Origin of the sequence: Arthrobacter sp. efr-133-TYG-120 (assembly GCF_030209785.1) — a bacterium.
In the GTDB taxonomy this organism is placed as follows: Bacteria; Actinomycetota; Actinomycetes; order Actinomycetales; family Micrococcaceae; genus Arthrobacter.
This window is the reverse complement of sequence record NZ_JARVRI010000029.1, coordinates 58,412-82,140: the sequence shown is the minus strand read 5'-3', so window position 1 is coordinate 82,140 and position 23,729 is coordinate 58,412. Positions and strand designations below refer to the sequence as shown.

The 23,729-nt window shown below is 65.1% G+C and carries 19 protein-coding genes; 4 read left to right on the top strand and 15 right to left on the bottom strand.

Going from position 1 to position 23,729, the window contains the following annotated elements; translation table 11 throughout:
* Positions 1-6 precede the first annotated feature (6 nt).
* The 9 genes from QRN51_RS16810 to QRN51_RS16770 form a co-directional block, all read right to left on the bottom strand.
* Positions 7-1,578 (bottom strand): amino acid permease, encoded by a 1,572-nt coding sequence (locus QRN51_RS16810; protein ID WP_284990983.1) that lies wholly within the window; start codon positions 1,576-1,578, stop codon positions 7-9.
* A 112-nt stretch (positions 1,579-1,690) separates the two neighbouring features.
* A complete protein-coding gene (locus QRN51_RS16805; RefSeq protein WP_284990981.1) occupies positions 1,691-2,107 on the bottom strand; it encodes a DUF779 domain-containing protein in 417 nt (138 codons plus the stop codon).
* Entirely contained in the window at positions 2,107-3,129 is a 1,023-nt protein-coding gene (adhP, locus tag QRN51_RS16800; protein WP_284990979.1) for an alcohol dehydrogenase AdhP, read from the bottom strand. The genes QRN51_RS16805 and adhP overlap by 1 nt, the downstream gene beginning before the upstream one ends.
* A gap of 124 nt (positions 3,130-3,253) precedes the next feature.
* Positions 3,254-4,777 carry an acetaldehyde dehydrogenase ExaC gene (exaC, locus tag QRN51_RS16795; protein WP_284990978.1) on the bottom strand — a complete coding sequence of 508 codons (1,524 nt, stop codon included), beginning with the start codon at positions 4,775-4,777 and terminating at the stop codon, positions 3,254-3,256.
* A 132-nt stretch (positions 4,778-4,909) separates the two neighbouring features.
* On the bottom strand, positions 4,910-5,533 hold the full coding sequence (locus QRN51_RS16790) for a hypothetical protein (protein WP_284990977.1): 624 nt from the start codon (positions 5,531-5,533) through the stop codon (positions 4,910-4,912).
* Positions 5,534-5,616: 83 nt separating this feature from the next.
* Positions 5,617-6,981: a GAF domain-containing protein gene (locus QRN51_RS16785; RefSeq protein ID WP_284990976.1), complete on the bottom strand. Its 1,365-nt coding sequence runs from the start codon at positions 6,979-6,981 to the stop codon at positions 5,617-5,619.
* Between the two features lie 70 nt (positions 6,982-7,051).
* A complete protein-coding gene (locus QRN51_RS16780; RefSeq protein WP_059387247.1) occupies positions 7,052-7,330 on the bottom strand; it encodes a hypothetical protein in 279 nt (92 codons plus the stop codon).
* A 20-nt stretch (positions 7,331-7,350) separates the two neighbouring features.
* Entirely contained in the window at positions 7,351-8,796 is a 1,446-nt protein-coding gene (locus QRN51_RS16775; protein WP_284990974.1) for an amidase, read from the bottom strand.
* 72 nt (positions 8,797-8,868) lie between these two features.
* The gene (locus QRN51_RS16770; RefSeq protein WP_284990973.1) at positions 8,869-10,302 is read right to left on the bottom strand and encodes an FAD-dependent oxidoreductase; all 1,434 of its coding nucleotides are present in this window, start codon (positions 10,300-10,302) and stop codon (positions 8,869-8,871) included.
* Between the two features lie 186 nt (positions 10,303-10,488).
* Between QRN51_RS16770 and rarD the strand changes: the two genes are divergently transcribed.
* A complete protein-coding gene (rarD, locus tag QRN51_RS16765; RefSeq protein ID WP_284990972.1) occupies positions 10,489-11,496 on the top strand; it encodes an EamA family transporter RarD in 1,008 nt (335 codons plus the stop codon).
* Between the two features lie 122 nt (positions 11,497-11,618).
* On the opposite strand, the gene gabT is transcribed toward rarD, so the two are convergent.
* Positions 11,619-12,983, bottom strand: coding sequence for a 4-aminobutyrate--2-oxoglutarate transaminase (gene gabT, locus QRN51_RS16760; RefSeq protein WP_284990971.1), 1,365 nt, complete (start codon positions 12,981-12,983; stop codon positions 11,619-11,621).
* A 69-nt stretch (positions 12,984-13,052) separates the two neighbouring features.
* Positions 13,053-14,483 carry a gamma-aminobutyraldehyde dehydrogenase gene (locus tag QRN51_RS16755; RefSeq protein WP_284990970.1) on the bottom strand — a complete coding sequence of 477 codons (1,431 nt, stop codon included), beginning with the start codon at positions 14,481-14,483 and terminating at the stop codon, positions 13,053-13,055.
* Positions 14,484-14,627: 144 nt separating this feature from the next.
* On the opposite strand from QRN51_RS16755, the gene QRN51_RS16750 reads away from it, so the two are divergent.
* The 3 genes from QRN51_RS16750 (at position 14,628) to QRN51_RS16740 (ending at position 18,187) form a co-directional block, all read left to right on the top strand.
* A complete protein-coding gene (locus tag QRN51_RS16750; RefSeq protein WP_284990969.1) occupies positions 14,628-16,070 on the top strand; it encodes a PucR family transcriptional regulator in 1,443 nt (480 codons plus the stop codon).
* A gap of 174 nt (positions 16,071-16,244) precedes the next feature.
* Positions 16,245-17,510 carry an MFS transporter gene (locus QRN51_RS16745; RefSeq protein ID WP_284990967.1) on the top strand — a complete coding sequence of 422 codons (1,266 nt, stop codon included), beginning with the start codon at positions 16,245-16,247 and terminating at the stop codon, positions 17,508-17,510.
* On the top strand, positions 17,507-18,187 hold the full coding sequence (locus tag QRN51_RS16740) for a FadR/GntR family transcriptional regulator (RefSeq protein ID WP_059387243.1): 681 nt from the start codon (positions 17,507-17,509) through the stop codon (positions 18,185-18,187). Before QRN51_RS16745 ends, QRN51_RS16740 begins: the two co-directional genes overlap by 4 nt.
* A 174-nt stretch (positions 18,188-18,361) precedes the next feature.
* Here QRN51_RS16740 and QRN51_RS16735 read toward each other — a convergent pair whose 3' ends face one another.
* From QRN51_RS16735 to QRN51_RS16720, 4 genes are all read right to left on the bottom strand, one after another.
* A complete protein-coding gene (locus QRN51_RS16735; protein WP_284990966.1) occupies positions 18,362-19,741 on the bottom strand; it encodes an MBL fold metallo-hydrolase in 1,380 nt (459 codons plus the stop codon).
* A 105-nt stretch (positions 19,742-19,846) separates the two neighbouring features.
* Positions 19,847-21,313 carry an FAD-dependent oxidoreductase gene (locus QRN51_RS16730; RefSeq protein ID WP_284990965.1) on the bottom strand — a complete coding sequence of 489 codons (1,467 nt, stop codon included), beginning with the start codon at positions 21,311-21,313 and terminating at the stop codon, positions 19,847-19,849.
* 30 nt (positions 21,314-21,343) lie between these two features.
* Positions 21,344-22,600, bottom strand: a complete 1,257-nt coding sequence (cobA, locus tag QRN51_RS16725; RefSeq protein WP_284990964.1) for a uroporphyrinogen-III C-methyltransferase — start codon at positions 22,598-22,600, stop codon at positions 21,344-21,346.
* Between the two features lie 79 nt (positions 22,601-22,679).
* Entirely contained in the window at positions 22,680-23,720 is a 1,041-nt protein-coding gene (locus QRN51_RS16720; protein ID WP_284990963.1) for an LLM class flavin-dependent oxidoreductase, read from the bottom strand.
* Positions 23,721-23,729 lie beyond the last annotated feature (9 nt).

Sequence of the window (23,729 nt, the reverse complement as noted above, 5' to 3'; positions counted from 1 at the left end):
CCGGGATCAAACCTTGCTGAGGCTGTCTTCGTCGTCGCCGCTCTTGTCGGAAGCCGCGGCCTTGTCGGACATAGCGGCGTTCCCGGCCACAGCGGCTTTCGCCGATGCGAACTTCTCGTTCAAGCGGGAGTGGCGCTGTCCATAGGCAAAGTAGATGGCAAGTCCGATTGCCAGCCAGATGGCGAAGAAGATCCAGGTCTCCACTGCCAGGTTTGTCATCAGGTAGACGCACAGCACCGCCGAAACCACGGGAAGCACCTTGCCGAACGGAACCCGGAAAGCCGGCTTCAGATCTGGACGCTTCTTACGCAGGACCAGGATGCCCAGGCTCACCATGACGAAGGCCGAAAGGGTACCGATGTTGATCATTTCCTCGAGAAGATCCACATTGGTCAGGCCAGCGACGATTGCCACGGCAGCGCCGCAGATGATCTGGAGGCGGACCGGCGTCGAACGCTTGGCACTGGTCTTGGACAGCGCGCGCGGGAGCAGGCCGTCACGGCTCATGGCAAGGACCACCCGCGCCAGGCCCATGAGCAGCACCATGATGACGGTGGTCAAACCGATGAGCGAGCCAAACGCAATGACCTTGGCCGCGTCGGTGTTTCCAACTGCCTCGAAGGCCGTGGTCAGCGTGGGGTTCTTGGCTTCGGCCAGTTGGGTGTAGGACACCATGCCGGTCAGTGCCAGGGAGACCAGGATGTACAGCAGCGTCACCAGCGCCAAGCCGCCGAAGATGCCCCGGGGCAAGGTCTTCTGCGGGTTCTTGACCTCTTCCGCGGAGGTGGCAACCACGTCGAAGCCAATGAAGGCAAAGAACACCAACGCTGCGCCGGCAAAGATGCCCAGCGTTCCGTACTGCGCCGGAACCGCACCAGTGAGGAAGCCGAAGAAGGACTGCTTCATGACATCCGCGCCGTCGTTGCCCCCGGTAGGCTGCGATTCCGGGACGAAGGGCGCGTAGTTGGAGAACTTCACGTAGGTGAACCCGACAACAATCACGAACAGCACCACGGCGATCTTGATCAGCGTGAACACGTTGCCCACCCGTGCGGAGAGCTTCGTGCCAAGCACCAGGAGCACCGTGAAGATCGCGACAATCAGGAAAGCGCCCCAATAGAGATCCACGCCGGCGATGTTCACGGCCGGAGGCATATCCACACCCATGAGCGCAAAGACTTTGCTCAAGTAGATTCCCCAGTACTTGGCGATCACCGCAGCAGCGGTAAAGAGTTCAAGGATGAGGTTCCAACCAATGATCCAAGCGAGGACTTCTCCCATCGTGGCGTAGGTGAAGACGTAGGCGGACCCAGCAACAGGGATCGCGGTAGCGAATTCGGCGTAGCACATGATGGCCAAGGCACACGTGACGGCCGCGACGGCGAAGGAAATCGTGACGGCCGGGCCGGCGAAGTTCGCAGCCGCCTTGGCACCGACGGAGAAGATCCCGGCGCCGACGGCAACGGCGACGCCCATGATCATCAGATCCCACGTGCTGAGGGAACGCTTGAGCTTGCGTCCGGGCTCATCGGCGTCCGCAATGGACTGCTCGATCGATTTGGTCCGGAAGAGGTTCATAGAAGAGTCCACAATCTTGATGAGGTGGTAGAAACAGACTCATCAAGAGTAGTGTCCAGCCAATGGACCCCCACATTTGTCCCGAATCGTGAGACACAAGCACGGTCCATCTTCAGAGATTGGAGACGTTCCAATCCATCAACGTGGAACGAATAAGGAAGCGCTTCCCCTCAGGCGATTCCACCGAGAACCCACTCCCGCGGCCGTCCACTACGTCCACCGTCAGATGGGTGTGGGACCAGTAATTGAACTGCTCCCGGGACATCCAGAACTCCAGGAGCTGCGGCCGTTCGGGCTCGCCAATATCGAAAAGTCCGAGCAGAACGTCCGAATCACCGGTGATGAATTCGCCGGCGGGATAGCACATGGGTGAGGAACCGTCGCAGCAGCCACCCGATTGGTGGAACATGAGGGGACCGTGTTGCTCCCACAGCTTCCGGAGCAGTTCGATGGAAACGGCGGTGAGCGCCACCCGGGAAAAGTCTTCCCCGGGCAGCGTCACTGCGGCGTCAAGCCGGTTGTGGGGCATTAGAACCTCAGCACCACGCGGCCGTCGATCTTGGCATGCTTCATTTCGTCAAAGACCGCGTTCACCTCGGAGAGCTCCCGTGTGGACACGGTCGGGTGGATCTTGCCCTGCGCGTAAAAGTCCAGGGCTTCCTCCAGGTCCTGGCGTGTTCCCACGATCGAACCACGGACGGTCAGGCCCTTGAGCACGATCTCGAAGATCGGCGCGGGGAAATCTCCCGGCGGGAGCCCGTTGAAGACGATGGTCCCGCCACGGCGGGCCATGCCGATCGCCTGCCCGAATGCCGAGGGGTGCACTGCCGTGACCAAGACGCCGTGGCAGCCTCCGGTTTCCCGTTGAATGACTTCCGCCGGATCTTCGTGCAGGGCGTTGACGGTGAGTTCGGCGCCGTGTTTCCTGGCGAGGGCGAGCTTGTCGTCGGCGATGTCCACAGCGGCAACGCGCAGGCCCATGGCCACGGCGTACTGGACTGCGATGTGTCCCAGGCCGCCGATGCCGGAAATAGTGACCCATTGGCCCGGCTTGGCCTCGGTCATCTTCAATCCCTTGTAGACCGTGACTCCGGCGCACAGCACCGGGGCGACCTCTACGGGGTCCGAACCTGCCGGGATCCTCGCAGCGAACCGGCTGTCCACCAGCATGTACTCACCGAAGGAACCGTCCACGCTATAGCCGGCGTTCTTCTGGGCTTCGCACAGCGTCTCCCAACCGGTCCGGCAGAACTGGCAATCGCCACAGGCGGACCATAGCCAGGCGTTGCCCACCAGGTCCCCGACGGCAAGGTCGGTGACGCCTTCACCGAGGGCAACCACTTCACCCACGCCTTCGTGGCCGGGCACGAACGGCGGTGAAGGCTTGACCGGCCAGTCCCCCTCGGCGGCGTGCAGGTCGGTGTGGCACACGCCGCTGGTGATGACCTTGACCAGCGCTTCTCCTCGGCCGGGCGTGGGAAGGGGAAGTGACTGGATCTGAAGGTCTTGTCCGAATTCTGTTACTACGGCTGCTTGCATTGTCGTCGTCATTGGCGAAATCCTTGCGTCGTTAAAACTAGATGTGCTGTGTAGGTGCTGCTTTCCTGAGGGGTGGCCAGGGTGGGCCGGCGGGGAAGGATCTGTGCTGGTCCCGCCCCGCCAGGTCAAATGCGGCTTAGAAGAAGCCGAGTTTGTTTTCGTTGTAGCTGACCAGGAGGTTTTTGGTCTGCTGGTAGTGGTCCAGCATCATGGCATGGTTCTCGCGTCCGATGCCGGAGGACTTGTAGCCGCCGAACGCGGCACCGGCCGGGTAGGCGTGGTAGTTGTTGACCCAGACGCGGCCAGCCTGGATCTCCCGGCCTGCCCGGTAGGCAATGTTGCCGTTGCGGGACCAGACGCCGGCGCCGAGTCCGTAGAGGGTGTCGTTGGCGATCCCGATGGCGTCGTTGTAGTCGCTGAACTTCGTCACGGACACCACAGGGCCGAAGATCTCTTCCTGGAAGATCCGCATCCGGTTGTGGCCTTCGAAGATGGTCGGCTGGACGTAGTAGCCGCCGGCCAGGTCACCGTCGAGCTGCGCGCGGGCGCCGCCGGTGAGGATCTTGGCGCCTTCCTGCTTTCCGATGTCGATGTAGGAGAGGATCTTCTCGAGCTGGTCGTTGGAGGCCTGGGCGCCGATCTGGGTGTCGGTGTCCAGCGGGTTGCCTTGGATGATCTTGTTGGTGCGTGCCACGGCGTCGGCGATGAAGGAGTCGTAGATGCCTTCCTGGACCAGGGCGCGGGAGGGGCAGGTGCAGACTTCGCCTTGGTTGAAGGCGAAGAGCGTGAAGCCTTCCTGGGCCTTGTCGTAGAACGCGTCGTTCTGCGCGGCGACGTCGTCGAAGAAGATGTTAGGGCTCTTGCCGCCCAGTTCCAGGGTCACGGGGATCAGGTTCTGTGACGCGTACTGGCTGATGAGCCGGCCCGTGGTGGTCTCGCCGGTGAAGGCGATCTTGCGGATTCGCGGGCTGGAGGCGAGCGGCTTGCCGGCCTCGACGCCGAAGCCGTTGACCACGTTCACGACGCCGGCGGGCAGCAGGTCGGAGATGAGTTCCATGAGGACCAGGATGGAGGAGGGGGTCTGTTCGGCAGGCTTGAGGACGACGGCGTTGCCCGCGGCCAGGGCCGGGGCGAGCTTCCACACCGCCATGAGGATGGGAAAGTTCCACGGGATGATCTGGCCCACGACGCCCAAGGGCTCGTGGAAGTGGTACGCGGTGGTGTCCTCGTCCAGCTGGGACAGATGGCCTTCCTGGGCACGGATCGCGGAGGCGAAGTAGCGGAAATGGTCCGCCGCGAGGGGGATATCCGCGTTCAGGGTTTCGCGGATCGGCTTGCCGTTGTCCCAGGTCTCGGCGACGGCCAGCAGCTCGACGTTCTCATCGATGCGGTCGCCGATCTTGTTCAGGATTGCGGCGCGTTCGGTCGCGGAGGTCTTGCCCCAGGACGGTGCCACCTTGTGCGCGGCGTCCAGTGCCAGCTCGATGTCCTCGGCCGTGCCGCGGGCCACCTCGCAGAAGGCCTTGCCGGTCACCGGGGTGATGTTCTCGAAGTACTGCCCCTTGACCGGGGCAACCCACTCGCCGCCGATCCAGTTCTCGTAACGGTCCTTGAACGTGACCTTCGAACCCTCGGCACCCGGCTGTGCATAAACAGTCATCTGTAGCTCCTTTGCTGCGCATGATGGTGGCTTTGCTGTGCCATCAGCGTAGGAGCGGGGAGGTTGCAAGCAGGTTGCAACCTTGTGGTTCAGATCACGTCGGGGCAGTACTCCCCTGTCGGGCCCGGAACGCTAGAGACCTGCAGGGAAATTGTAGGAACTCGGAACCGGCGAAGGTGCGGAACCGAAGGAGAGCACCACTTCGTCGTGGGCCTTGAGAACCACGTCAGACACCGGCGCACTCTGTTTTACGCCGTTCAGGTATACGGTCCAACCTCCGGTTCCGCCGTGCGGTGCTCCGGTGGCATCCTTGCCGTCCAACACTCCCCATTCGCTGAGGACTTGGCCGAGCGTGTACTTCAGGCCGGCGGTGGGCGCTTCGATGTGGATGACGCCAGTCGTGTCGTGGGTGTGAAGTGCCGAGATTCCGTTGGGTTGCCCGTCGGCCCCGAAACTGAAACCAATCTCGGCCGGGACCGTGACGGCTTTGCCATCCACCAGGACGTCCAGATGGGCGTGGTAGTGCTCGGCTGTGCCTTCGGCGGTCAGGATATCCAGACCTGCGGACTTGATTCTCTGGGCGCCCGCCGCGGGATCAAGTCCCCAGTCGGCGGCAGCCGTGGTGGCCGAAGCCGTGGTGGCCGAAGCCGAAGGCGTTGCCGACGCGGGGGCTGTCTGGGCGGGTGCCCCGCAAGCTGTGACTCCGGCAAGGAGTCCGGACACAGTCAGGGCAACGGCGAGGCGTTTGTTCAACACGGAGGAAGCTTCTTTCGTTTGGCTCGCTTCTACGATACGGTCCAAAACTCCGTATTGCCCGAGTGCCACACGAGGGGCCAGCGTCAGGCCGACAGTTCGCTTTCCAGGCGTTCAAGCTCGGCGACGACGGCTGCCCGCTTTGGCGAGCGCGGCGGCAGGAGCCTGAGGGCGGCAAGCCGGACGTCGACGTCGTTTTTCGCCTCGGGCAGTCCGGCATACTTGAGCAGCGCCTCGGCACTGCCGTCGTTCAGGACCGCCTCGCGCAGGAGCGCCGAAACCTTCTCGCGGAGCTCCACGATGCCGGGCGCTTCCGAATGCGGAAGGACGGCGCCTTTGTAGATCTCCAGCGCGATGCGGTGGGCGCCCCGCTGCAGGCAGGACAGAACCTGGGCCGCATCCTGGCCAAGGTCGATCGGGAGCCGGTAGGGGCGTGATTCCGGGACCGCGGCGGGGTCGAGCTCGTGGAGCACCTTGCGCAGGCGCACCATTTCGGCCCGCAACGTCACGCTCGAGCCATCCCCCGGATAGAGGGCCAGGGCGAGCTCCTCGGCACTGAGCCCTTCGGGACGGGTTCCCAGCAACGCCAGGATCTCGCTGTGCCGTGCGGACAGCGGAATGCTGCGCCCTCCGATGCTCAACAAGGCCTGGTCCCGGCCGAGCAGCTGGAGGCTGTTCCGGTACAGTCCTGTCCCCTGGCGTGAGCCGACGGCGGAAGGCGAGTTCCGGCGTCGGGCAGGCGCAGAGTGCTTAGTGGCCGCGAGTTGGAGCCTTTCCACACGCAATTGCGCCTGCGCGGCAGCCACAGTTGCTTCAACGAGGGAAAGTGTGTGGGGTGCGACGGCGGCTTCCGTGCCGGTGATGTCGACGACGCCGAGCAGGGCTCCGGAATCAGGGTCATGGAAGGGCACGGCGGTGCAGCTCCACGGGTGGACGGAGCGCTTGTAGTGCTCGGCGCCGGAGATCTGGATTCCACGGCCCAAGGCGAGCGCCGTGCCGGGCGCACTCGTGCCGACCGCGGCTTCGGACCAGTCCGCGCCGGCGACGAACATCATGCCTTCGGCGCGGCGCCGCATCGCGGGATTTCCGTCCACCCACAGCAGGCGGCCCAGCTCGTCCCCCACGGCGACCAGCAGCCCGCTCTCATAGCTGGGCTGGATGAGGAGCTTCTGGATGACGGGCATGATGGTGGCCAGCGGGTGTTGGCGGCGGTATTCCTCGAGCTCGTCGAGGTCGATGACCAGCGGCGCCTCGGGCTGGTCCGGGTTTGCTTTGAGCTGGGCGGATCGCTGCCAGGATTCCTTGATCAGGCTGCGTAGACCGGGAAGCTCCGTGGCGTCGGGAAGCCCGTAACGCCACGATTCCAAGTGTTCGTGCCCGGCGCGGGCATGACGCTGCAGCAGCTCGGCGGCGTCATTGACCGAAGCTGCCGGATGGATCGGATTCTTCATCGAACTCCCAAAACCGGACGCAGCACAGTACGGGCCAGTCTAGTTGCGACGCAGGGGTTTGTGTACCCGCTCACTCCGGGTGGAATTCGTACGACTCGACGTCGCCCAACGCTTCGATCCGGGGTACAGGCAGGCCGACTTCCGCGACGAGTTCCGCGAAACTGTGGCCGCTGCTGAAGCGGTCAAATGTTGCCCTGTCCGGGCAGGTGTCGTAGACCGAGATGCCACCCTCAGTGGATAGGCACACGTGGATTTTCAACGCGCCGGGTGGCAGGAGGCCCACCATGCGCTGGTGGCCTTCCAGCAGTTGAGCGGGATCTCCGTCGAAATGGTAGACGCCCATGAACATTGCTTCTCTCCTGTCTTGCTTCAGCTTGAGTGCGGTGCCGCCAACGCCCGCTCGAGGGCTCCGGGTTTGCGGTCGGCCCAGGGTGCGGCCTTCTCGAGCTGGCCCGCCAAGCGAAAGAGTGTGGCCTCGTCTCCGAACCGGCCAAGGAAGGACATGCCCACCGGCAGGCCGGCCGAGTCGACTCCGAGTGGCACCGACATGGCCGGGTTGCCCGAGATGTTGGCATATTCGCCGTCGAACATGAGGAAGCGGCCGGCCTCGCGCTCGCCGCGCAGCGGTTCTTCCTCGGTTCCATTCAGCGTTCCGAGGGGCAACGGTGGCCAGCCGACGGTGGGTGTCATCCAGACGTCGAATTCCTCGAAGAATCCAGCCAGGCGGCGGCTGAAGCGCTGCAATTCCCCCATGCCGAGGAGATACTGGCCACCTGTCACAGCCCGCGAGCGCTCGAAGTCGGCTGCGGTGAACGGCTCGATCTCACCGGCTTCCGGAGGCCTGCCCATCCGCTGCGTCCAGTACGCCTCGATCCACGCGATCGCGCCACCATAGACGGCCCTGACTGCCCGGTGCCCGGCCCGTCCCAGGCCCTCGGGGTGCGCTTCCGTGACACTGTGGCCCAGCCCGGCCAGCAATTCCACGGTTTCCTCGAACACCCCTAGGTAGTCCGGATGCACTTGTTGCCCGGAGTTGGGCGTCGCGGTTGCGGCGATGCGAAGCTTTCCAGGAGCAGTTCCGGCCTCAAGCAGGAATGGCCGGGCCCGGGGCGGAGCCCAATATGGATCGCCGGGCGACTGACCGGCCGTCGCGTCAAGGAGCGCCGCCGAATCGCGAACGCTCCGCGTCAGCGCATGTTCGACGGCGAATCCCCCGGCCACGTCGCCATACTCCGGGCCCATGGGAACCCGTCCGCGGGTCGGCTTGAACCCGAAAACCCCACACCAGGCGGCCGGGTAGCGCAGTGATCCGCCAAGATCGTTTCCGTGCGCCATGGGGACCATTCCAGAGGCGACGGCGGCGGCGGACCCGCCACTGGAGCCGCTGGTGGACAGCCCCAGGTCCCAAGGGTTCCGGGTGGCACCATGCAAGGCCGGCTCGCAATGCGGGCTGAGCCCGAATTCCGGTGTGTTGGTCTTCCCCAGGATCGCAAGTCCGGCTTGGCGGTACCGGCGGGCAAGTTCCTGGTCCTGGCTTGAGACGTTGTCCTTCAACCAGCGGGAGCCTTCGTTGAAGGGAGCTCCCGCGATCTCGAGCGAGAGGTCCTTCACCAGGAAGGGAACCCCGGGAAACAGTGCGTCAGGGGCCGGGTCGACTGCTCCGGGTTCCAGGTGCGCGACGATGCAATGCAGGACCGGATCAATCTCCCGGATACGGTCCCGGCCGGCGTCGAGCAGTTCGCCCGGCGAGATCGCGCCGCTCTGCACCAGTTCTGCCTGCCCGACGGCGTCCGTCCAGCGGAGCTCCTCGTCCATGGCTCATTTTAGGACCGGTCGGCCGGGGCCGCTAGGCGCGGTCCGCGAGCCGTCAGGCGCGAGCCGCGTCCCCTAGCCGCGGGAGATCTCGATCATGTCCTCGCGCGGAACCACCTTGATGCGTTCGCGTACGACGCCGGCGTCCGGGTTTTCGGCGGTCCATGCGGCACCGAGGGCTAGTTCGTGCGCATCGAGCTTGTTCCAGCCTTCCCAGGTGGTGTACTCGATGCCCCGCTCTTCCAGGAGGTTGATGATGGCCTGCGGGTCCGGGTTTTCGGCCGGGGGCAGGGTGAGGCGGTCCTCCAGGAGGCAGCCGATGGTTTCCAGTGCATCGCCCTTGGTGTGCCCGATCAAGCCGACGGGTCCGCGCTTGATCCAGCCAGTTGCGTAGATACCGGGCACCGGCTTGCCGTCGGCGTCCAGCACCCGTCCGCCGTCGTTGGGAATGACGCCGCGGCGGGCATCGTACTCAAGCTCGTCCAGCGGCGATCCGTGGTAGCCGATGGCGCGGTAGACCGCTTGGATCGGATAATCCACGAACTCGCCGGTGCCCTTGACGTTGCCCGTGCCGTCCAGTTTCATGCGCTCGAACTTGATACTGGAGACTTTCCCGGAGCCGTCTTCGGAAACGATCTCCACCGGGCTGTGCAGGAAGTGCAGGTGCAGGCGGCGGGACGAGGGCTGCTCGGCTTCGGCATGTTCTTCGACGAGCCAGTTGGTCAGCGTGTTGACCATGGTCTTGATCTGGTTGTTGCTGCGGATGGCCTCGTCCGAGGCTTCGTCAAACTCGAAATCTTCCGGGTACAGCACAATGTCCACGTCGTTGGAGTGCGAGAGTTCGCGCAGCTCCAGCGGAGTGAACTTGATCTGGGCGGGGCCACGGCGGCCGAAGACGTGCACATCCGTGACCGGGGAGGCCTTGAGGGCGGCATAGACGTTGTCCGGGATTTCGGTCACCAGGAGGTCGTCGGCGTGCTTGGAGAGCATGCGGGCCACGTCCAGCGCCACGTTGCCGTTGCCGATGACCGCCACTTCCTTGGCATCCAGCGGCCATTCGCGGGGCACATCGGGGTGTCCGTCGTACCAGGAGACGAAGTCGGCGCCGCCGAAGGAGCCTTCCAGTTCGATTCCCGGGATGTTCAGGTCCGCGTCCTTGATGGCCCCCGTGGAGAAGATCACCGCGTCGTAGAACGAGCGGAAGTCGTGCAGGGTGAGGTCGCGGCCGTACGTCACGTTGCCGAGGAAGCGGATGTCTCCGCGGTCCAGGACCTTGTGAAGCGCGTTGACGATGCCCTTGATGCGGGGGTGGTCAGGGGCTACGCCATAGCGGATCAGGCCGTACGGCGCAGGGTATGCCTCGAAGAGGTCGATGCTGACCTCGACCTCGCCGTCCTTGACCTCGTTCGATTTGGTCAGGATATCCGCGGCGTACACGCCGGCCGGTCCTGCGCCGACGATGGCGACGCGCAACGGACGTTTTGAGGTGGTTTCGGCCGAGTTGGACACCGTGAACCCTTCTGAGACGGGAATCCGCCCCGCGTGGTGGGGCGCGCAGTTTCCAATTCTAGTTCTCAGTTGCGGCCGGAGTGTCAGTACGTGGCGCGAGGTGACACAACGGGGCGAGGAAACTCCCAATAACTTTCCGGCCGTACGGTCAGGAATACCTCCGCAATATGTGATGTTCTTGACTTTGTGTCTACGCCCGAGCAAACCGCGCCCGCCCCGTCCGCCACCCCCGCTTCGAATGCTGCAAGTGCAGCTTCCGCCGCTGCCACGGCGAAGAAGGAGACGACGGCGGGCGTCGTCTTCGGTATCGGGGCGTACGGTCTGTGGGGGCTGCTTCCGCTCTACTTCCTGGTGCTGCACCCCGCCGGAGCGGTGGAAATCGTCGCCAACCGGGTGGTGTGGTCGCTCATTTTCTGCGCCCTGCTCATCACCCTCACCCGGACATGGCGCCTCCTCGGCAACGCCTTCAGAGACCGGGCGGTCCTTGGCCCGCTCGCCATCGCTGCCGGGCTCATCGCCATCAACTGGCTGACCTACACTTTCGGCGTTACCACCGGCCACGCGGTCGAAGCCTCGCTCGGTTACTTCATCAACCCGCTCGTGTCGGTCCTTCTTGGGGTGTTCGTCCTGAAGGAAAAGCTCCGCCCGCTCCAGTGGGCCGCCGTCGGGATCGGCTTCATCGCCGTCGGGGTCCTGACGGTCTCCTATGGCAAGCTGCCGTGGATCGCCCTGGTCCTGGCGTTCAGCTTTGGACTCTACGGATTCGTGAAGAAGCGCGTGGGGCCGAAGGTCAATGCCATCACGAGCCTCACGGTGGAGACTGTTGTCCTCGCTCCGATCGCCGGCGCCACCATGATTGTCCTCGGCCTCACGGGAGCCGGAACATTGGGAAGCAACGGCCCGGGCCATTTCTGGCTTTTGGCGGCTTCGGGCATCATCACCGCCGTGCCGCTCCTCTTCTTCGGGGCCTCCGCACGCCGACTGCCCATGACCACCATCGGCCTCCTGCAGTACTTCGCGCCGGTCCTCCAGTTCATCGTGGCCCTGGCCGTCTTCCACGAGGCCATGACGCCGGACCGCTGGGTGGGCTTCGGCATCGTGTGGCTGGCCCTACTGCTCCTGACCCTCGACATGCTGCGCACGGCACGCAAGAACTCGGTCATCAGGAAAAGCGCACGCCTCAGCGCAGCCTAGTCCGCTTCCCTGCCTGGCGCCCATACCGGACATGCCCCTCGTTAAACGCCAAGGATGGACATAGTCAGACTATGTCCATCCTTGGTGCGTAGAGGTGGGCATGTCCACCTGAAGGTTTGCGGCTAAGCGTTGGCCTTGATGGCCGCTGCCAGGACCTCAAGGCCGTCCAGGAGCAGTTCGTCGCTGATGACCAGCGGCGGCAGCAGACGGATCACGTTGCCGTAGGTACCGCAGGTCAGGATGATGACGCCTTCCTGGAGGCATGCCGCGGCAACGGCCTTGGTCAGTTCGGCGTTCGGCTCCTTGGAGCCGGCCTGGACCAGTTCGATCGCCAGCATGGCACCGCGTCCACGGACGTCGCCGATGACCCCACCTGCAGAAGGATCAGCCGCGAGTTCGCGCAAGCGGCCGAGTGCGACTTCCTCGATGTGGCGGGCGCGGGCGTTGAGATCGTGCTGCTCCATGGTGCCGATCGCCGCAAGGGCTGCGGCACAAGCAACCGGGTTGCCACCGTAGGTGCCGCCCAGGCCGCCCGGGTGGACGGCGTCGAGCAGGTCCGCGCGGCCGGTGATCGCGGACAGCGGGAGACCGCCGGCGATGCCCTTGGCCATGGTGATGATGTCCGGGACAACGCCCTCGTGGTTGACGGCGAACCATTCACCCGTGCGGCAGAAACCGGACTGGACCTCGTCTGCAATGAAGACGATGCCCTTTTCCTTGGCCCAGGCGGACAGTGCTGGCAGGAAGCCTTCAGCGGGAACGATGAAGCCGCCCTCGCCCTGGATCGGCTCGATGATGATCGCGGCAACCTGGTCGCCGCCGATCTGCTTCTCGATCATGGTGATGGCCCGCTTGGCGGCCTCGGCACCGGTGATCTCCGGGTTTTCCTCGCGGAACGGGTAGCTCATCGGCATGCGGTAGACCTCGGGCGCGAACGGGCCGAAGTTGGTCTTGTACGGCATGGCCTTGGCGGTGAGTGCCATGGTGAGGTTGGTGCGGCCGTGGTAGGCGTGGTCGAAGGCGACGACGGCGTCACGGCCGGTTGCCAGGCGTGCCACCTTGACGGCGTTCTCCACTGCCTCGGCGCCGGAGTTGAAAAGCACGGTGCGCTTCTCGTGGTCGCCCGGGGTAAGGCGGTTCAGCTGCTCGGCGACGGCGACATAGCCCTCGTACGGGGTAACCATGAAGCAGGTGTGGGTGAAGTGCGCAGCGGCGTCCTGGACGGCGGCGACGACGGCGGGGTCCGAGGCGCCGACGCTCGTCACCGCGATGCCGGAGCCGAGGTCGATGAAGGAGTTGCCGTCGACGTCGCGGATGATGCCGCCGTCGGCGTCCTCAACGTAAACCGGCACGCCCGAGGACACGCCGGCGGCGACGACGGCCGCGCGGCGCTCGTTCAGGGCCTGGGACTTGGGGCCGGGGAAAGCGCCGTTGAGGCTGCGCTTCTGGTCCAGGCGGTAGGTGATTTCATGTGCTGTTGCGGTCATGATGGTTCTTTCTTTCTTATGCTTGCCGTGTTTGGGCGTCGGGCGTTGCGCCTGAGTCAGGCATCTGAGTCATGCGTCCAGCGCACTCATCACGTGCTTGATGCGCGTGTAGTCCTCGACGCCGTACATGGACAGGTCCTTGCCATAGCCGGACTGCTTGAAGCCGCCGTGCGGCATCTCAGCAGTCAGCAGAATGTGCGTGTTGATCCAGACCGCGCCGAAGTCCAGGTCTCGGCTCATCCGCATGGCGGTGCCGTGGTCCGTGGTCCAGACGCTGGATGCCAGGGCGTATTCGACGTCGTTGGCCAGCTCGAGTGCCTCGGCCTCGGTGGTGAACTTCTGGACGGTGATGACGGGGCCGAAGGTTTCCTTCTGGACGACGTCGTCAGTCTGCTTGGCGCCGGTGATGATGGTCGGCTCGAAGAAGAAGCCCTTGTCACCCGCACGGTGGCCGCCGGTTTCGATCTTGCAGTTGGCCGGAAGGTGCTCCACCACCGAGTTCACGGCGTTGAAGTGGTTCACGTTGTTGAGCGGGCCGAAGTAGTTCTCGTCGTCGTTCTGCGAACCGGTGTGCAGCGTCTTGGTGTGCTCCACCATGGCGGCAACCATGTCGTCGTGGATGGAGTCCTCGATCAGCACACGGGTGATGGCCGTGCAGTCCTGGCCGGCGTTGAAGAAGGCGAATTCGGCGATGGCGGCTGCGCTCTTCTTGATATCGGCATCCTTGAAGACGATGGCCGGGGCCTTGCCGCCGAGCTCCAGGTGGGCACGCTTGAGGCCCTTGGCCGCTCCACTGGCTACGGCAATGCCGGCGCGGACGGAACCGGTGATCGAGACGAGGCCCGGGACCTTGTGCTCAACCATCATGGAGCCCGTGGCCGCGTTGCCGAGGACCACGTTGAGGACGCCGGCCGGGAAGATCTCCCCCGCAAGACGTGCCAGGACCAAGGTGGATTCCGGAGTGGTGTCGGAGGGCTTGAGGACAACGGTGTTGCCTGCTGCGAGGGCGGGGCCGATCTTCCAGATGCCCATGAGGAACGGGTAGTTCCACGGTGCAACCTGGGCCACGACGCCGATCGGTTCGCGGCGGACGTACGAGGTGTGGCCCTCGAAGTACTCGCCGGCGGACTTGCCTTCCATGATGCGCGCGGCGCCCGCGAAGAAACGGAGCTGGTCTGCGCCGGCGGCAACTTCCTCGGACGCGATGAGGGCGCGGACCTGGCCCGTGTTTCGGTGCTGTGCCTCGACGAGCTCGTCGCTATTGGCCTCGATGGCATCAGCGAGCTTGAGCAGCATGAGCTGGCGCTGGCCAGGCGTGACATGCTTCCAGGACTTAAAGGCTTCCTTCGCCGCGTTCATGGCAGCATCGACGTCGGCCGCGGTGGAGATAGGCGCGTGGGCGACAATCTCCCCGTTGGTGGGGTTCACGATGTCGAGCAGTTCGGTGCCTGCCGGCGTGACGAACTCGCCGTTGATGAAGTTCTGCAAGGTTTGGACCACGGTGTACAACCTCTTTCGGTGTCTAGGCATTGGTTGCAGCTGCTCCGAGCCTATGCCAGCACCCCCCGGCGCGGAATAGTCAGGTGCACACCCCGACTCCCCCGACTTAGTGCGAATGACCAGTGCGGGGATATTCTTTTTGGCATGGCAATGTCAATCGCCGCGCTCGTCGCCGTCCCCTCCCTTCGGCTCCGCAAAGCCGGCCTCGCGGAAACCACCTGGAACGAAGATATCCGCTGGGTGGCCGTGACCGAGCAGGAGGATCCCCAGCGCTTCCTCAACGGCGGCGAGTTGATCCTGACCACCGGGCTCCGGCTCAACGGGGCCGCTGAACAACGCCGCTTTGTGCGCCAGGTCCAGCGCGCGGGAGCAGTCGGCATCGGTTTCGGCACCGGGCTGACCCACGAAGCCGTGCCCCCCGCCCTCGTTGCGGAAGCGAACCGCTGGGGGCTGCCCCTCGTGGAAGTCCCGTACGAGACCCCGTTCATTGCCATCGGCAAACTCGTGGCCGATTCCCAATCCGCCGACCACTACTCCAAGCTGGAGCGCCTTATCGCCGGCCACCAGATCCTGGCCCGGGCCCTGCTGACCGGTGGCGGGCTCGGGGAATTGCTCAAGCAATTGGGCAGCATGCTCCGGTCCGACATCGCACTCACCCAGTTCAGCGCGCAGCTCTACAACAGCGTGGCCGGCAACCCCGCGCCGACGGCCGACGACTGGGCATCCTTCCCCATCCCGACAGGACGCCGCGACGCCTGCACCCTATGGATCAAGCAACCCTTCGGCGACACCGGGATTGTCAGTTATGCGCAGAACCTGATCAGCGTGGAACTCAACAACATGGTCAAACAGCGCCAGAGCCAGCGGGCCTTGGCAGGCCAGGTGCTTGACGATGTCATCCACGGAACCCTGGACACCGTCGAGGGCGCCCGCCGCCTGGCCGGCGTCGGAATCAACAGCACCCGCAAGAACGTGGTGCTCCTGGTGGTCTCCGCCGCCCACCACAAACAGCTCAGCAGCACATCGCTGCCGCAGTCGCTCGACGGCGGGGTGACCGCCGTCGTCGGGAAGGACCTGGTGACGGTAGTGCCCGACGACGGCAGTTCCGCGAGCGCGCTCGCCAAGGACCTCAGCGATCACCTGTTGGAAGCGGGAATCCACGCGGTGATCGGGATCGGCGGCGCGTACACCAAGCCGAACGGCGTGCGCTGGAGCTATTTCGAAGCGCGCGACGCCGTGGCGCACGGTTTACCGGTCAACGAACCTGAGCGGCTCAGCCTGACCTCTCTGTTGCTGGCGAGCGAGGACGTGCCGTTGGCGGACATGGCCAGCGAAGCGCTCACTCCCCTGCGCAAGTTCGACGCCACGCACGGCTCCGAGCTCGTTTCGACCCTTGAGAGCTACCTCAACCACAACGGCTCGGTAGCCGCCGTCGCCGAAGCCCTGACTTTGCACCGCAATACGGTGCGCTACCGCTTGGCGCAAATCACCGACCTCACCGGCTACGACCCCGCCCAGACGCCGGACCGCGTGCAGCTGTGGCTTGCCTTGGCGGTGCAGCGACTGGGTGCCCGGAACCCGCGCTAAGGTCCCCTGCCGCCGTCGGCCAGCCCCGCCGCCGTCGGCCCAACTAGCTCGCATTTGTTGTCGTTTTCGGGGCTGAATACGCCATTAAGTGCGAGTCAGTTGGGCTCCTGCGCAGCGTGGAGAGATTCACCACAAAACTTCCCGCACCAAACATCAAACGTCTAACCTTTAAGCATGGCCTCGACTCACCCGACTCCCCACGCAACGGAAGCAACAACTGTGCCCATCAGCGGCGGTACGGTGGCGCCGAAATCCCGGGTGGTCGCCGTCGTCGGGATCATCGCCGTCATCCTGATCGGCCTGAACCTGCGCGCCGGCATCACCAGCGCGGCGGCGCTGTTCCACGATTTGCAGGCGTTCCTCGGCTACGGGGCGCTTGTCGCGTCGATTCTTCCGTCGATCCCCTTGCTGTGCTTCGCCGTGGCAGGGCTGGGAACCTCGTGGCTGTCGCGCCGGATCGGCGTCGAGAAGTCCATCCTCGTTGCGCTGGCCATGCTGGCCGCCGGACTCCTCGTCCGCAGCATCCCCGCGACCGGCGCCCTCCTCGCCGGGACCGTGCTGGCGATGTCCGGCCTGGCGGTGTGCAACGTGGCCATGCCGTCGTACATCCGCGAGCATTATGCAAGCAAGACGTCCATGATGACCGGCCTCTACACCTTCACGATGTCCGCAGGTGCCACCTTCGCGGCAGCGGTCAGCGTCCCCTTGGCCCAACAGCTGGGCTCGCCCTCGATGGGCCTGGCCGCATGGGGACTCCTTGGCGTCGCCGCACTTCTTGGCTTCCTCCCGATGGTCCTCCACACCCATCGCACTTCACGGAAGGCCAGCCAGGAGCACGTGTCGATGTGGCCCCTCCTGCGCACCCGGCTGGGATTCCTCATCACTTCCATCTTCACGTTGCAGGCCCTCCTGGCGTATGCCGTGATGAGCTGGTTTGCCTACATCCTGACGAGCCAAGGACTGAGCGCTTCCGAGAGCGGCCTCCAGTTCGGGCTCATGCAGCTGGTTTCGGTGGCAGCGGGCATGATCCTGCTGGCCATCGGCTCGCGGCCCGGCATGATGCGGCCTGCCCTGTACCTGGGTAGCGGGACCACCCTTCTGGCCATCCCCGCAATGCTGTTGCTCCCGACGTCGTTCGCCGCCGTTCCTGCCGTGATGTTCGGTTTCGGGCTGGGCATCTTCCCCCTGGTCCTGGTGATCATCAGCCGCAGCGGACGTACGACGGCGGAGACCACCGCCATGTCCACCGTCGCCCAGTCCGTGGGGTACTTGATTGCGGCTTTGGGTCCGTTCGGCATGGGCCTGCTCCATAGCGCCACCGGTGCTTGGACGCTCCCCTTGGCGCTCCTTGCCGCGGTTGCCCTGGCCCTCATGGTCACCTGCCACCAGTTGACCAGCAAGCGGACGCCGATCAAGGCCGGGCCAAGGCCTGTCGCATGAGCCTCACACCTTCGCACCGGCCCGTCCTGGCCGATGAGGTCACCCGCCAGCTGCGCACCATGATCCAGTCCGGGGAGTGGCCCCTGCAGGAGAAGATCCCGGCCGAGCCGGAACTCATGGCCTCGCTCGGAGTCTCGCGCGGGACGCTCCGCGAAGCCATCAAAGCTTTGGCGCACAGCGGCATGTTGGAGGTTCGCCGCGGCGACGGAACCTATGTCCGGGCCACCAGCGAGATCTCCGGCGCGGCCCAACGAATGTACAAGGAACACACGCAGGAGCACGTGGTCGAGGTCCGGGTGGGGCTGGACACCCAGGCCGCCCGACTGGCCACGAAGCACGCCACGGCCGAGGACATCGCCGCAATGCGTGCCCTCCTCCAAGTACGCCACGACGCATGGCTCGCGGCCGACTACCCCGCTTGGGCCCGGGCGGACTGGGATTTCCACGAACGGGTGGCCCTGGCTTCGGGCAACCCGCTGCTGCACCAGTTGTATGTGTCTTTCGGCGGGGTCTTCCACGACGATCTCCTGCGCCAACAGCGCAAGGCCGGCTTCAACGGCATCCCCCACGAGGGCCACGACGAGCTCGCCGACGCCATCGAGGCACGCGACGAGGCCGCCGCCGTCGCGAGCGTTTACCGCAACCTGGACTTCGCCGCGGAATGGCTCACACACTGACCCTCGCTCACACATGGCTGGTTTTCCCCCGACGCTCGCTCACATCTATCGCGGTTTTGACCGACGCCCGCTCACATCATGTGAGCGGGCGTCTATAGGAAACACCCCAAAGGTGAGCGGGGGATTCACGAAAAGCCGTCATAGCTGAGCGAGCGTCCGCGGTGGCCCGGGCATCTAGGCCGGAGCGGCGCTCACCAGCTCGACGCCGGCATGAGCCGCCTCGCGGAAGAGTGCGTCGATGAGCACTACGCTGCGGCCGGCACGATGCAGCAGGCTTGCGGCGACGCTGGCCCGGTAGCCGGAAGTGCAATGCACCCAGATCCTTGAGTCCGGCAGTTCGTCCAGCCGAAGCAAAAGCTCGTGCAGCGGAACGTTCACGGCCCCGAGCACATGGGAGGCGGAAAATTCCTCGGTTCGGCGCACGTCCAGAACTGTTTCACCGGAAGCCCGGTCCCGCTCCAGCCCCGCCCAGTCGGTGATCGGATATTGCACCAAAGCAGTGGCTGGTGCAAGAGCCCCAGGATCGTCGCCGACAGCTGCATCCGGGGAGTCGATTCCGATCCTCGCGAGGTCGCGGATTGCCTTTTCGACGTCGTCATGGGCACCTAGCAGGGTCAGCGGCTGGTTCCACGGCAGGACCCAACCGAGGTAGCTCGTGAAGCTCGAGCCTGTCCCGTATTCAAAGGCCACACTGCCGCGCAGGTGGCTCGCGGCGAATGCGACCCGGTTGCGCAGGTCCACCACCCATTCCCCTGCCTCGAGCCTGCGCTCCAGTTCCGCGGACTCCACCGATTCCGACACCTGGAGCGTCGCGGGGCCCGGGCCTAAGGCATTGAGCGGGCTCATGTGCGCGTAGTAGCTCGGGTAGGCCGTGATATTCGCCAGGAGGTGCCGGACAAAATGGTCTTCGTCCGGGTCGGTGAGCGCATGGTTGGTGGCTGCCTGCTCTCCGATTGTCGATGCGGCGATCCTGCTCGCGGGACCGATGGAGCAGAACGAACCGAAGCCATGGGTGGGATACAGGATCGCGTCCGGTGCTGCCTCGGCAACAAGCCGCCGAACCGAGGCGTATTGGTCACTCGCCAGTCCGGCGGTGTCATCCGGGCCAATCAAATCGGTCCGGCCCACCGAACCGTACAGCAGGCTGCCACCGGAGAACACCGCTTGCCGGACGCCCGCCCCTGGATCGGGGTCCGAAACAATATAGGCCAGATGCGTGTGCGTATGGCCCGGCGTGGCCACCGGTTTGACGGAAAGCCTACCTACAGCGAACGCCTGCCCCGGAACAATCGGTTCATGTTGGAAAGCCACCTTGTCCGCGGCATTCACCAAGTAGCGGGCGTCGTGATCACGGGCAAGGATGAGGCCACCCGTGAGGTAGTCGTTGTGGAGGTGGGTCTCAGCGACATGCGTGATGGCAACCCCCGCAGCACGCGCTGCTGTTTCGACGCGGTCGGTATCACGCTGGGGGTCGATCACGAGCGCCACAGTGCCGTCATGAACGAGGTAGCTGCGGTCCCCCAGTGGGGTCGTTTCGACGACGACGACGTCCATGCGGAGAGTCTAACCCCGATAAAGAGCAACGCGGGGTCACTTAGCGCCCATTCCGATGCTCCGGATGGACCCTAAGTGACCTCGCGTTGCTCTGAGGCAGTAGAACTAGACCTGTGCGGCCACGCCGTCGCGGGAAATGTCCACCATGTCCTCACGCGGTACAACCTTGATTCGTTCGCGCTTGACCTCGACGCCGTGCGATGTACCTGCCTCGGAAGCGGCGGTACCCAAAGCAAGCTCGTGGGCATCCAGTGCCAGCCAGCCTTCCCAGCTGGTGAACTTCACGCCGCGGGCGTCCAGGAGTTCGACGACGGCGTCCGCCTCGGGAACTGCGGCGGATGGCAGGTTTTCGCGGTCCTCCAGGAGGTACGTGACCGTCTCCAGGGCGTCACCCTTGGTGTGGCCGATCAGGCCGATGGGGCCACGCTTGATCCAGCCCGTGGCGTACAGGCCAGGAACGTGCTCGCCGGAAGCGTCCAGCACGCGGCCGCCGTCGTTCGCGACGACCCCCCGCCTGTGGTCAAACTCGACGTCCGGCAGCGCGGAGCCGAAGTAGCCGATGGCACGATATACGGCCTGGACCGGGTAGTCGACGATCTCGCCGGTACCGCGTGCGTTGCCGGTGCCGTCCAGCTCGGTGCGCTCGAACTTGATCGCGGCAACCTTGCCCGGGGTCTCTGCGGAATCCACGATCTCCACCGGGCTGTGCAGGAAGTGCAGGTGCAGGCGGCGGGAGGCCTTGAGCTCGGAGAGGTCTTCGGGCTGCTCGGCGATCCAGTTGGTGAGGGTGCCCACCATGGTCTTGGTCTGGTTGTTCGTCTGGATCTGGCGGTCCGACTCGTCGTCGAACTCGAAGTCCTCCGCGTAGAGGATGATGTCCACGTCCTTGGAATGGGACAGTTCGCGGAGTTCCAGCGGGGTGAACTTCACCTGCGCCGGACCGCGCCGGCCGAAGACGTGGACGTCGGTGACCGGGGAAGCCTTGAGGCCGGCGTAGACGTTGTCCGGAATTTCAGTGACCAGGAGGTCGTCGGCGTGCTTGGAGAGGACACGGGCAACGTCCAAGGCCACATTGCCGTTGCCGAGCACGGCCACTGAGGTGGCTTCAAGCGGCCATTCGCGGGAAACGTCGGGGTGGCCGTCGTACCAAGAGACGAAGTCGGCGCCGCCGAAGGAGCCTTCAAGCTCGATGCCCGGGATGTTCAGGTCCGCGTCCTTGATGGCTCCGGTGGCGAAGATCACGGCGTCGTAGTGCGTGCGCAGGTCTTCGATGGAGATGTCCGTGCCGTAGTCGACGTTGCCGAAGAAGCGGATGTCGCCGCGGTCCAGGACCTTGTGCAGGGCGTTCACGATGCCCTTGATGCGGGGATGGTCCGGGGCAACGCCATAGCGGATCAGTCCGTAGGGAGCCGGGTACCGGTCGAAGAGGTCGATGCTGACAGTCAGCTCGCCGCTCTTGACGGCCTCGCTCTTGGTCAGGATGTCAGCTGCGTAGACGCCGGCCGGGCCGGAGCCGACGACGGCGACGCGCAGCGGACGTGCGGCGGTTCCTACGGTGGTGCTAGATGACACGGCTGTGTTCCTTTTCAGTGTGCAACGGGGCTAAGGGGTAACGACGCGGGGCTTGTTGGGGGTCAGGGTGCTGTAGTCAGCGGTCTTGAAATGTTCGGGGGCAAACGGGCTGACACGCACCACATCGCCGATCACAATCACGGCGGGATTTGCGACGCCGGTGGCTTCGGCTTGGTCGGCGATCGTCGCCAACGTGCCGATCGTGACGCGCTGTTCGGGCATGTAACCGTTCTCTACGATACCGACCGGCGTGTCCAAAGGCATTCCGGAGGCCGCGAGGGCAGCGGCGGATTCGCGGAGTTTGGCTACACCCATGAGCAGGATCACGGTGTGGTCGGGGCGGGCCGGGACCTCGGACAGTTCCTCGTGGCCGGTCACCACGCTGAAACCCTTTGCGAGTCCACGGTGCGTCACGGGAATGCCCGCTGCGGCCGGCACTGAGATCGCCGAGGTCACACCGGGAACAACTTCAACCTCGACGCCGTTCTGCCGGCAGAATTCGGCTTCCTCGCCGCCGCGGCCCAGGACGTAGGGGTCGCCGCCTTTGAGCCGCACCACGCGGTGGCCGGCAAGGGCTTCCTCCACCAGGATCCGGTTGATCTCCAGTTGCGGCACGGGGTGGTGGCCGGGGGTCTTGCCGACCTCGATCACGCGGACGTCCGGAGCAAGTTCCTGCAGCAAGTCGCGCGGCCCGAGGCGGTCCGCGACGACGACGTCGGCCTGGCCCAGCAGGCGACGGCCGCGGACAGTGATAAGTCCCGAGTCACCGGGACCGCCACCCACGAGCGCGACGCTTCCGGTGGACGCACGACGACGGCGGAGCGGGAGGTCTCCCGTTTCCAGCGCGGTGGCAACTGCGTCGCGCAGGGCCATGGCGCGGCGAGGGTCTCCCCCGGCGTTGATGGCGATCTTCACGTCGTCGACGACGGCGACGGCGGGCGTCCAGGCTGCCGACGATTCGTGGTCCGAGGCGTTGACGCACCAGATGCGCTGCGCCTCGGCGTCGGCGGCTACCTGGGCGTCCACAGCGGCGACGCCGGTGGCCGTCTGGACGAACCAGACGCCGTCGACGTCGGAGGAAAGGTAAGTGCGCGGCTCCCAGGTGAGCAGGCCGGAGGCGGCGAGTTCGCGGAGCGCGTCAGAGGCAACGGGGGCCACCACGGTCACCCGGGCGCCGGCATCGAGCAGCCCCTTGGCGCGTCGGGCAGCCACGGGTCCGCCGCCCACCACCAGCACCGGGCGGCCAAGCAGCCGCAGGGCTGTGGGGTAGATGTCCTGTATTGCCATGAAAAAACTGTAGGGCCGGGCCGTAACATGCTTCAAAGGTCCGGAAACACCAGTTCACGCTAGGTAACCCGGCGTCACATTACGCCTGCGGGGTGGGTGCCTCCCAGCCGATAGCGGGAGCGACGTATTTGGCGATGTTGCCCAGCAGCTTGGCGTTGTATTCCACCCCGAGCTGGTTGGGTACCGTGACCAGCACCGTGTCAGCAGCCTGGACTGCGGCGTCCTGCGCCAGATCCTCGGCCAAGGCGTCGGGAGCGCCGACGTAGCTTTTGCCGAACCGCGACAACGCACCGTCGAGCATGCCCACTTGGTCCCGGTTTTCCACCTGGGCGCGGAGCCCGAAATAGTGTTCGTCCTCGGCGTCCACCACGGGAATGATGCTGCGGCTGACTGAGACCCGCGGCTCAAAACCGTGTCCGGCTGCGGACCAGGCCTCCCGGAACATGCTGATCTGTTCGGCCTGAAGCTGGTCGAAGGGAACCCCGGTGTCCTCGGTGAGCAACGTGGAACTCATGAGGTTCATGCCTTGTTCCGCGGCCCACACGGCGGTTTTGCGGGTGCCGGCGCCCCACCAGATGCGTCGCGGCAGCCCGGACGACGTCGGCTGGATCGGCAGGAGCCCGCGTCCGCCGCCCATGAAGGAGGGATCGGCTTCGGCCACTCCGTGGCCCGCGATCGCGTGCCGGAATACGGCGGTGTGGCGGCGGGCCATCGCGGAGTCGTCCTCACCCTCGGCAGGCGCATAGCCAAAGTACCGGGCGCCGTGCAGGGCCGGCTCGGGCGAACCACGGCTGATGCCCAATTGGAGCCTGCCTTGGCTGATGAGGTCCGTGGCCGCGGCTTCTTCTGCCATGTACAGCGGGTTTTCGTAGCGCATGTCGATCACGCCCGTGCCCATCTCGATCATGCTGGTCCGGGCCGCGATGGCCGCCAACAAGGGGAACGGCGAGGCCTGCTGGCGCGCAAAGTGGTGCACCCGGAAGAAGGCGCCGTTGATGCCGAGTTCCTCCGCCGCAACCGCTAGGTCGATTCCTTGGAGCAAGGCGTCGCCGGCCGAAGGAGTGCGCGAGCCTTGGACTGGACCCCAATGGCCGAAGGAAAGAAAACCGATTCGTTTCATGCCCGCGTC

Excerpts from the sequence above, each read along its gene's own strand:
- QRN51_RS16810 (WP_284990983.1), bottom strand. The coding sequence starts at position 1,578 with ATGAACCTCTTCCGGACCAAATCGATCGAGCAGTCCATTGCGGACGCC.
- QRN51_RS16805 (WP_284990981.1), bottom strand. The coding sequence starts at position 2,107 with ATGCCCCACAACCGGCTTGACGCCGCAGTGACGCTGCCCGGGGAAGAC.
- adhP (WP_284990979.1), bottom strand. The coding sequence starts at position 3,129 with ATGACGACGACAATGCAAGCAGCCGTAGTAACAGAATTCGGACAAGAC.
- exaC (WP_284990978.1), bottom strand. The coding sequence starts at position 4,777 with ATGACTGTTTATGCACAGCCGGGTGCCGAGGGTTCGAAGGTCACGTTC.
- QRN51_RS16785 (WP_284990976.1), bottom strand. The coding sequence starts at position 6,981 with ATGAAGAATCCGATCCATCCGGCAGCTTCGGTCAATGACGCCGCCGAG.
- QRN51_RS16780 (WP_059387247.1), bottom strand. The coding sequence starts at position 7,330 with ATGTTCATGGGCGTCTACCATTTCGACGGAGATCCCGCTCAACTGCTG.
- QRN51_RS16775 (WP_284990974.1), bottom strand. The coding sequence starts at position 8,796 with ATGGACGAGGAGCTCCGCTGGACGGACGCCGTCGGGCAGGCAGAACTG.
- gabT (WP_284990971.1), bottom strand. The coding sequence starts at position 12,983 with ATGACCGCAACAGCACATGAAATCACCTACCGCCTGGACCAGAAGCGC.
- QRN51_RS16750 (WP_284990969.1), top strand. The coding sequence starts at position 14,628 with ATGGCAATGTCAATCGCCGCGCTCGTCGCCGTCCCCTCCCTTCGGCTC.
- QRN51_RS16745 (WP_284990967.1), top strand. The coding sequence starts at position 16,245 with ATGGCCTCGACTCACCCGACTCCCCACGCAACGGAAGCAACAACTGTG.
- QRN51_RS16740 (WP_059387243.1), top strand. The coding sequence starts at position 17,507 with ATGAGCCTCACACCTTCGCACCGGCCCGTCCTGGCCGATGAGGTCACC.
- QRN51_RS16735 (WP_284990966.1), bottom strand. The coding sequence starts at position 19,741 with ATGGACGTCGTCGTCGTCGAAACGACCCCACTGGGGGACCGCAGCTAC.
- cobA (WP_284990964.1), bottom strand. The coding sequence starts at position 22,600 with ATGGCAATACAGGACATCTACCCCACAGCCCTGCGGCTGCTTGGCCGC.
- QRN51_RS16720 (WP_284990963.1), bottom strand. The coding sequence starts at position 23,720 with ATGAAACGAATCGGTTTTCTTTCCTTCGGCCATTGGGGTCCAGTCCAA.